We start from the raw sequence: 8,919 nt of genomic DNA on the forward strand, positions 1-8,919 counted from the left end.
CGACCGGCCCCGCCGCCCGGCGAGCCACCGCGAACCCCGCCGCTGCATCGGCCACCTCATCACCGGCTACGCCTTGGCCGCCCTCGCCGGCGCCGCCGCCCAACCCCTGATCACCTTTCTGAGTTGCCCCACCAGAACCCATACAAAAGGCCGGAGTGGAAGGTTCCACTCCGGCCTTCGTCGCTCGGGCTCTGGATCAGTCGTCGGCGGTGGCCACGCCGATGGGGCAGCTGGCTCCGGTTCCGCCGATACCGCAGTAACCGTTGGGGTTCTTGGCGTCGGACAGGTACTGCTGGTGGTAGTCCTCGGCGAAGTAGAACGCCTTCAGCGGGGCGATCTCGGTGGTGATGGCGCCATAGCCGGACCGGGTCAGGGCGGGCTGGAAAGCCTCCCTGGTGGCCTCGGCCACCTTGTGCTGGGCCTCGGAGTGGTAGTAGATCGCCGACCGGTACTGGCTGCCGACGTCGTTGCCCTGGCGCAGGCCCTGCGTCGGGTCGTGGCCCTCCCAGAAGATCTTGAGGATCTCCTCGTAGGAGATCAGCTTCGGATCGAAGACCACGCGCACGGCCTCGGTGTGACCGGTCAGACCCGAGCACACCTCTTCGTAGGTGGGGTTGGGCGTGTACCCGCCGGCGTATCCCACGGCGGTGGTGATGACGCCGCGTTCGGCCCCCAATCGCCAGAACACGCGCTCCGCGCCCCAGAAACAGCCCATGCCCAGGTCGGCGATCTCGCTGCCTTCCGGGTAGGGCGGGGTCAGCGAGGTGCCCAGGACCGTGTGCCCGAAGGGCGGCTCGATCGGTGTGTCCCGGCCGGGGAGGGCGCGGGCGGGCTCGACCATGGTGGCGTTTCTACCGAACATGTCTCCAGGCTATCCACGGGCACAAAAAAGGGGGAAGACAGGGCGATCGATTCATCCTACGATTGCCGTTGTGCCGGAATCCAACCGTGGTGTCGCCCTCGGGGCGAGCGCCTTCCTCCTGTGGGGCTTCGCGGCCATGTACTGGCCGTTCCTCTCCGCTTCAGAACCCGCCGAGATCCTCGCCCACCGCATGGTGTGGGCCCTGGCCGCGATGTGCGTCTTCCTGCTGTTGGCGCGGCGCGGCCGGGCGTGGCTTCTCCCTCTCCTACGCAGCCCCAGGCGCCTGCTTCCGGTGGCCGCCGCGGCCGTACTCATCTCGCTCAACTGGTGGGGCTTCATCTACTCGGTCTCCACCACGCAGACCCTGCAGGCCTCGCTGGCCTACTTCATCAATCCGCTGATGACCGTCTGCCTGGGCGTGGTGTTCTTCGCCGAGCGTCTGCGTACCGCCCAGTGGGTCGCCGTCGGCCTGGGCGCGGCGGCGGTGGTCGTGATGACCGTCGCCTACGGCTCCACCCCTTGGCTCTCCCTGCTCATGGCCTCCTCCTTCGCCGCCTACGGCGCGGTGAAGAAGTACGTGAGCCTGGACGGGCTACAGAGCCTGACCGTCGAGACCCTGGTGATGTTCCTGCCGGCCCTGGGCTACGTGGTCTATCTGGAGGTCACCGGGAGCGGTACGGCGTTCTCGGTCTCGCCCGGTCACACCGCGCTGCTGATCGGCGGTGGTTTCGTGACCGCGCTGCCGCTGCTGCTGTTCGGGATGGCCGCGCGCAGGGTGCCGTTGAGCGTGATCGGGATGCTCCAGTTCATCGCGCCGACCATGATGTTCCTCATCGGCTGGCTGCTCCAGGGCGAGGAGATGCCCCTGAGCCGCTGGGTGGGCTTCGGATTCGTGTGGCTGGCCGTGTGCGTGTTCGCCTACGACCAGGTGCGTTCGTCCCGTCGCCGATCCGCCGAGCGCACCGCGACGGGCGGTCTCCCCGACGCCCCCACGACTCCCCCGGCCCCCTCACCGCGAGAGTGAGTTCCCCGGTTCCGGAGAACCGAAACTACACTGTGTGACCCTGTGCTAACGTCTGGTCGTGGGTGTCGGGCTCCGCCCCACCCCGAACCGGCCACCTGCCCTGGAGGGTCCTCGTGAAGCCTCGCATCAGCTCGATCGGCACGCTCCGTGCCGCCTCGGGCCTGCGCGCGGCGGCACCCGCCCTCCTGTTCATGCTCGGTGTGCTGTTCGCCGCCCTGTGGCTGCTCTCCGCGCCCGCCCAGGCCGAGACCCGGTCGGAGCCGTTGGGGGAACTGGGGCTGGAACGGGTCGACGAGGTCACCGCGCCGGTGACCGCGCCGGTGACCGACACCCTCGGCACCGTCCACCAGCGAGTGGAGCAGGGGGCCGGTGAGGCGGCGGCGTCCGCCGTCGCCCTGCCCGAGCCCGCCGTCGCCGAGGTGCGAGGCGAGGTGCGAGGGGTCGTCACCGAGATCGACCGCACCCGTGAAGAGGCCGCCGATCAGGGCCTCGTTCCGACTCTGGTCGAACCGGTCGCCTCCTCACGTCCCGACGTCGAACCGGTCACCGACGAGTCGACCGCCTCGCCCGAATCGCAGTCCCAGGCCCCGGCGAAGCCGTCCGCCGACGAGACCACCGAGACCGCTGAGGACCGGGCCGTCCCGGACCCGTTCCGACCCGCGGTCGAAGGCCACCCGACCGCCGAGGCCGAACACGACCCCGAGCCCGCCGAGGCGTTCACCGGCGGTCCCGTCGACCCGCCCGAGGTTCAGGCCACCACCGGTTCCGCGGTCTCCTCCGCCGGCGCCCCCACCTCGGCTCCCGCCGCCGTCGCCGGCTACCTCGCCGCGGCCACGTTGCCCGGACCCGACGCCGCCACCGCGCTCGTGCACGCCCGGTCTCCGCACGCCACACCCGCGGACCCGGCGGACGACCCCACGGTCTCCCCCGACTAGCGAACGGCCCGACCGCACGTTCGGCGCGTGTTACCACGCCTGCCCGCGTGCCCCTGTGCGCTTTCCGTGCGCCCTTCGGACCGTTCCCAGCCTCACCCCGCCCTCTCCGTCTGGGAGCTGACCTGAGTCCCGTGCCTCGCACACGTGATTCACGTCAGCCGGTGGTCCACCCCGGCTCGATCAGGCCGCCTCCCGCGGCCGCCCCAGCAGCAGCTTCAGGAAGGAAACCCATGACCCAGCCCAAGCGCCTGACAGCCCGAACCGTGATCCTCGCCGCCGGCGCCGCCGGATTCGTGGCCCTCGGCGCCGGTGTCGCCGGGGCCCAGGACCTGCAGACCCCCATGCACGACATCGCCCCCACGGTCGAGCGGGCCCTCGTCGAAGGCGTGGCGCCCGCCATGCACAAGATCGCTCCCGAGGGCGTGGGACCGATCGCCGGAACCGCCCTGGAGGAGCTGCAGGCCGGCGCCAACGACCCCGGGCACGGCGCCCCCGACCTGGGCGCCGTCCTCCCCGACTCCCCGCTGGCCGACGCCGTCACCGAGGCCCAGGACGCCACCGGTCTGGACGGGGACCCGCACGACACGATCGGGCACGCGGCCGGTGAGTCACTGGAGGCCGGCGCGCAGGACGCCGGGGTGGCGTTGGAGGACACCGCCCGCGGGGCCGGTGGCACCGTGGAGGACAAGGCCCAGGAGGTGCTGCCGAACACCGTGGTGGCCGTCACCGACCTGCGCGACGAGACGCTGACCCTGCCGGAGTCGGAGGCGCCGACCCTGCCCTTGAGCCACCCCGAGAGCGAGCTTCCCACGGCCCCCAACGTGTGGGACCTGGCCGCCGGCTTCGGTGTGCGGACCCCCGACCGGATCCAGGACGTCGTCGAGTCCAACCCGGTCACCTCGGACAACCACGTGGACCTGGGCGAGGAGGAGGTCCTGGGCACGGTGGGCAACCGCGCCTGGGACGACGAGGTCACGACCGTCCCGCAGAGCTCGCCCCAGACCCCGGGACTGACCGACCTCACCGACGGACTGGCCCAGGGCGTTTCGTCGGGTGAGGCCAAGCCCGTCGACGTGAACGGTCCCCTGGCGGACGCGCAGCTCCCCCAGGTCGCCGAGGGTCTGGACACCACCGCCGCCGAGGACCTGGTGGCCGGCCTGAGCCGCGGCACGGACCTGCTCGGCGACGTGGACACCAGCGACCTGGTATCCATCGAGGGCGGCACCGCCGAGCAGGAGACCCCCGAGGGCATGGTCGAGCACCCCACCTTCATGGACCTGCCCGGTTCCGAGGCGCTCCCCGTGGTCTCCTAAAGCCAACTGACGGCACTCCCCGTGTCGACGGCGCCGCCCCGGTGTACGGGGGCGGCGCCGTCCTTGTTCGTGGCGGGGCGCGGGGTCGGAGGCAGTCGTCGTAGACGGTGGAGAACTCGCCGCCGGTGGCGTCGTAGCACGGTCCGACCGGCGGGTACCCGCGGACGTTCTCCTCGTGGTCCGGGGACTCCAAGACGATGAGCCCGCGCTCCGGTGCCCCTTCGAAGACCAACCGCTCCTCGGTTTCGAGCTCCGCCCCGCCGTCGACCGGCGACACGACCCCCTGTTCCGTGACCACCGAGAACCATCCCCCGTGATGGTGTTCCCTGCCCGAAGGGCGGTCGTCCCGTCGCGGCGAACGCCACGAGGGCGCCCCAGGAGAACACGTCGGCGGCGGGCGTCGAGATCCCCTGTCGGTGGCGTTCGGGAGCGATCCACCCCGGAGAGCCCACCAACCCCCCGGTCCTGGTCAAAGCGGTTCCGTCGAGGGCTCGGGCGATCCCGAAGTCCACCACCTTCGGTCCACCGGCGCCCAGGATCACGTTCCCCGGCTTCAGGTCCCGGTGGACGACCCCCTGGGAGCGCAGGTCCCGCAACACGGCCAGGACGCCGGTCGCCAGGGTGGTCAGCTGTTTCCCCGACAGAGGGCCCGCCGACCCCAGACGTCGCCCCAACGAGGGCCCCTCGACCAGCTCCGTGGCCAACCACGGAACGTCCGCGCGGGTATCCGCGCCGAGGACGCGCGGCCCGGCGCACCGGCCCGGCGGTAGACGCGGTCGGCGGCGAGTCGGGCGTGCACGGTCTTGACCGCGACGGGCGTCCCGTCCGGGTCGAGGGCCCCATAGACCACGCCCATGCCGCCCGCTCCAAGGCGGCCGATCAGACGGTGGGGCCCCACGTTCTCGGGGTCGTCGGGGTGCAGAGGGGACAGGCCGGGGATCCGCCGGCCCTGTGCGGGGGGTGTGCTCACGGAAAGCGGCTCTCGGATCGGGGGCTTGGGACAGCACCCGGTGGGATGCCTCTCACTCCGCTTCGGTTTACGAGGTGCCGCCCCCGACCACGCGCGCTCGTCGGTCGGTCGAGGGACCGACTCAGCCGGAGCGCTCCACCACGTAGTCGCACAGTGAGAGGAAGGCGTCCCGCGCCGGGATGTCCGGGAGGGTGCTCAGCTCTCCCCGGGCCTTGTCGGCCCAGTTGCGCAGGGTCGTGTCGGCCTCGTCCATGGCCGGGTGGGGACGCAGCAGCGTCAGCGCCTCCTCGGCCTCCGTGTCGTCGAGCGGCCGCCCCAGCAGGGACTTCAGGCGCTCGTCGGCCGGGTCCTCGGAGCGCATCGCGTAGAACATGGGCAGGGTGAGCACACCCTCGCGCAGGTCCGTACCGGGGACCTTGCCCGACTCGGCGGTCTCGCTCGCCACGTCCAGGATGTCGTCGGCGAGCTGGAAGGCCATGCCCAGCGCGTCGCAGGCCCGGGTCAGGGTGCTGACCGTCTCCGGGTCGACCTTGCCGAACATGCCGCCGAACTCCGCCGACGAGGCGATCAGTGAGGCCGTCTTGTCGTCGATGACGTTGAGGTAGTGGTCCAAGGGGTCGACGCCGTCCCGAGGACCGGAGGTCTCCAGGATCTGCCCCTGTACCAGGCGCGCGAAGGTCTCGGCCTGCAGGCGGACGGCCTCGGTACCCAGGTCGGCCAGCATCGTGGAGGCCTTGGCGAACACGTAGTCGCCGGTGAGGATGGCGACGGTGTTGCCCCAGCGCTGGTTGGCGCTGGACCTGCCGCGGCGCAGTTCGGCCTCGTCCATGACGTCGTCGTGGTAGAGCGTCGCCACGTGGGTCAATTCCACCACGGCCGCCGCGGGGATGAGGTCGGGGACCTTGGGGTCACCGAAGTGGGCGGCGAGCAGCACGAGCATGGCGCGGAAGCGCTTGCCTCCGGCTTCCAACAGGTGGGACGCCGCCTCGGTCAGCAACGGGTCACTGGACCGCACCGACTCCCGCAGCAGCTCCTCCACCTTCTCGAGGTCGTCCTGCACCCCTCGTGCGAGGGCCGGGTCGACTCTCGGCAGAGCGAGAAACCCGCTCGGGACAGCACCGCTCACCGTAAAGCTCCACCTGTTGAACGGGCGTGTCGGCGACCCCCCGTGAAGGGGGCCGCCGCACGCTCAGCACATGAACATGATCCGACTTGCCACGGTATCCGACCCGGAATGATCGTCCAAAGCCACACCCGGGTCGGCGATCACTCCTCGGTGACCTGGTGAACCATCACCGCCGCGGGTTCCTGTCCGGCCTCGGAGCCTGGAAGGAGGTTGTCCAGAACCGGCCCCGGGAAGATCCCGAGGGCCAGCGTAGCCGCCACACCCACGGTGATCACACCGCCGGTGAGGGCGCCCGCGCGGGCCACCGTGGGGCCTTCGCCCTCGGATTCCCGGAAGAACATCACAACGATGATCCGGATGTAGAAGAAGGCGGTCACCGCGCTGCTGAGGACACCGACCACCACGAGCGGGGTGGCGCCCGCGGCGACGGCGGCCTGGAACACCGCGAACTTGCCGATGAACCCGCTGGTGAGCGGGATCCCGGCGAAGGCCAGCAGGAACAGCGACAGCGCGAGCGCGAGGCCGGGGGCACGACGCCCCAGACCGGCCCAGCCCTCCAGGTCGCCGAGCTCCTGACCACCGTCCCTGGTGCGCACCAGGGTGACGATCGCGAAGGCGCCCAGGGTGGTGAACCCGTAGGCGGCCAGGTAGAACATGGCGCCCACGAGGCCCTCGGTGCTGGAGGCGATCACGGCGGTGAGGATGAAACCGGCGTGCACGACCGAGGAGTAGGCCAACAGTCGCTTGATGTCGCGCTGGGTGACCGCGACGACCGCCGCCGCCACCATGGTGAGGATGGCGACCGTCCACAGCATCGGTTCCCAGACCTCCAGGGAACCACCGAAGGGCACGAAGAACACCCGCAGCAGAGCACCGAACGCGGCCACCAGGGTGCAGGAGGCCATGAGCGCGGTGATGGGGGTGGGGGCGCCCTGGTAGACGTCCGGCTTCCAGTTGTGGAAGGGCACGGCGCCGACCTTGAACAGCAGACCGATCGCGACCAGGCCGATGCCCATGACGAGCAGCGGTTCGCCGTTTCCGTCGGCGAAGATCGCCGCGCCGCCCGAGTCCACGGCCTGACGGATAGCGGTGAAGTTCACCGAACCCGCGTAGCCGTACACCAGGGCGATGCCGAAGAGGAAGAACGCCGAGGAGAACGCGCCGAGCAGGAAGTACTTGACCGCGGCCTCCTGGGAGAACAGGCGACGGCGGCGGGCCAGCCCGCACAGCAGGTACAGCGGCAGGCTCATCACCTCAAGGGCGATGAACATGGTGAGGAAGTCGTTGGCCGCGGGGAAGAGCAACATGCCCAGCACCGCGAACAGCACCAACGGGTAGACCTCGGTGTGCTGGGACCCGGCGAGGATGTGCCTGCGCTCCTCCTCGCTGCCCGGGACCGTGGCGGCCTGCGCGGAGAACGCGTCGCGACCGTCACGCCGTTCGGCGATGAGCATGAGGCTGATCAGGGCCAGCACGGTGATGGTGCCCTGCAGGAAGAGCACCACGCGGTCCACGGCGAGGACTCCGCCCGCCACGATCACGCCGTCACCGACCGCCTCCACCTGGAGGACGATCATGACGAAGGTGACGAGCAGGGCCACGGCGGCGACGGTGATCTGCACCGGCCGCAGGACCTTCTTGGGCAAGAAGGCCTCGAACAGCACCGCCAGCACACCGGCGCCGAAGACCACCAGGATCGGGGCGAGAAGCCACCAGTCCAGGGTCGGTGCCGCCTCGGTGATGCCGGGGAGCGACGGGGGCGCCCCGTCGGCGACGTAGAGCGCGTTCACTCCTCGTCTCCTTCCTCGGTGTCGCCCTCGGCGTTCGTAGTGGCCGAGGCGGTGTCCGCCCCGATCTCCACGGTGCGTTCGACGGCGGGGTTGATCACGTTGAGCAGGGGCTGCGGGTAGACGCCGAGCGCGATGATGAGGGCGAGCAGCGGGGCCACCACCCAGGTCTCACGCGCGGACAGGTCCGGCAGCTTCGACAGCTTCTCCGGGGTGGGACCGGTCATGGTGCGCTGGTACATCCACAGGATGTAGAGAGCGGCCAGGACCACGCCCACCACGGAGATGATCGCGGGCACCGGGTTGAAGGCGTAGGCGCCCACGAACACCAGGAACTCGCTGACGAACGGGGCCAGTCCGGGCAGGCCCAGACCGGCGAGACCGGTCACCAGGAACACTCCGGCGAGCTTGGGCGCGACCTTCTGGACACCCCCGAAGTCCTCGATGCGGGAGCTGCCCCGACGGGCGATGAGGAAGCCCACGATGAGGAACAGCGCGCCGGTGGCGAAGCCGTGGTTGACCATGTACAGGGCCGCACCCGCCTGCGCCTGGGGGGTCAGGACGAAGATGCCCAGGGTGATGAACCCGAAGTGGGAGATCGAGGTGTAGGCCACCAGGCGCATCATGTCGCTCTGTCCGATGGCCACGATCGCGCCGTAGATGATGCTCACGACGCTGAGTCCCACCACCGGCCACACGAACCAGGACACCGCGGAGGGGAACAGCTCCAGGCAGAACCGGAGCATCCCGTAGGTGCCGACCTTGTCCAGGACACCGACCAGCAGTACCGCGGTGCCGGGGCTGGAGGAGCCCGCCGCCGTGGGCAGCCAGGTGTGCACCGGCCACATCGGGGCCTTGATCGCGAAGGCGATGAAGAATCCGAGGAAGAGCCAGCGCGCGGT

9 protein-coding genes are annotated in these 8,919 nt (G+C 70.4%); 3 read left to right on the forward strand and 6 right to left on the reverse strand.

What is annotated here, in order from left to right:
- Nucleotides 1-196: 196 nt before the first annotated feature.
- Nucleotides 197-862, reverse strand: a complete 666-nt coding sequence (gene msrA, locus K8V84_RS16350) for a peptide-methionine (S)-S-oxide reductase MsrA (protein ID WP_304075833.1) — start codon at nucleotides 860-862, stop codon at nucleotides 197-199.
- 70 nt (nucleotides 863-932) lie between these two features.
- Here msrA and rarD point away from each other — a divergent pair, with 70 nt between their 5' ends.
- The 3 genes from rarD to K8V84_RS16365 all read left to right on the forward strand — a co-directional run bounded on the left by rarD (nucleotide 933) and on the right by K8V84_RS16365 (nucleotide 4,134).
- The gene (gene rarD / locus K8V84_RS16355) at nucleotides 933-1,886 is read left to right on the forward strand and encodes an EamA family transporter RarD (RefSeq protein ID WP_304075835.1); all 954 of its coding nucleotides are present in this window, start codon (nucleotides 933-935) and stop codon (nucleotides 1,884-1,886) included.
- A gap of 113 nt (nucleotides 1,887-1,999) precedes the next feature.
- A complete protein-coding gene (locus K8V84_RS16360) occupies nucleotides 2,000-2,821 on the forward strand; it encodes a hypothetical protein (RefSeq protein ID WP_304075836.1) in 822 nt (273 codons plus the stop codon).
- 230 nt (nucleotides 2,822-3,051) lie between these two features.
- Entirely contained in the window at nucleotides 3,052-4,134 is a 1,083-nt protein-coding gene (locus K8V84_RS16365; RefSeq protein ID WP_304075838.1) for a hypothetical protein, read from the forward strand.
- On the opposite strand, the gene K8V84_RS16370 is transcribed toward K8V84_RS16365, so the two are convergent.
- From K8V84_RS16370 to K8V84_RS16390, 5 genes are all read right to left on the reverse strand, one after another.
- A complete protein-coding gene (locus tag K8V84_RS16370; RefSeq protein ID WP_304075840.1) occupies nucleotides 4,131-4,838 on the reverse strand; it encodes a serine/threonine-protein kinase in 708 nt (235 codons plus the stop codon). The genes K8V84_RS16365 and K8V84_RS16370 overlap by 4 nt on opposite strands.
- Nucleotides 4,760-5,104 carry a hypothetical protein gene (locus tag K8V84_RS16375; RefSeq protein WP_304075842.1) on the reverse strand — a complete coding sequence of 115 codons (345 nt, stop codon included), beginning with the start codon at nucleotides 5,102-5,104 and terminating at the stop codon, nucleotides 4,760-4,762. Before K8V84_RS16375 ends, K8V84_RS16370 begins: the two co-directional genes overlap by 79 nt.
- A gap of 121 nt (nucleotides 5,105-5,225) precedes the next feature.
- Nucleotides 5,226-6,230 carry a polyprenyl synthetase family protein gene (locus K8V84_RS16380; RefSeq protein ID WP_304075844.1) on the reverse strand — a complete coding sequence of 335 codons (1,005 nt, stop codon included), beginning with the start codon at nucleotides 6,228-6,230 and terminating at the stop codon, nucleotides 5,226-5,228.
- 140 nt (nucleotides 6,231-6,370) lie between these two features.
- Nucleotides 6,371-8,020 carry an NADH-quinone oxidoreductase subunit NuoN gene (nuoN, locus tag K8V84_RS16385; RefSeq protein ID WP_304075846.1) on the reverse strand — a complete coding sequence of 550 codons (1,650 nt, stop codon included), beginning with the start codon at nucleotides 8,018-8,020 and terminating at the stop codon, nucleotides 6,371-6,373.
- Nucleotides 8,017-8,919, reverse strand: a 903-nt coding sequence (locus K8V84_RS16390; RefSeq protein ID WP_304075848.1) for an NADH-quinone oxidoreductase subunit M, incomplete at its 5' end; no start/stop codon positions are given. The genes nuoN and K8V84_RS16390, both read right to left, overlap by 4 nt.

This window comes from Nocardiopsis listeri (assembly GCF_020741345.1).
Classification (GTDB): domain Bacteria; phylum Actinomycetota; class Actinomycetes; order Streptosporangiales; family Streptosporangiaceae; genus Nocardiopsis; species Nocardiopsis listeri_A.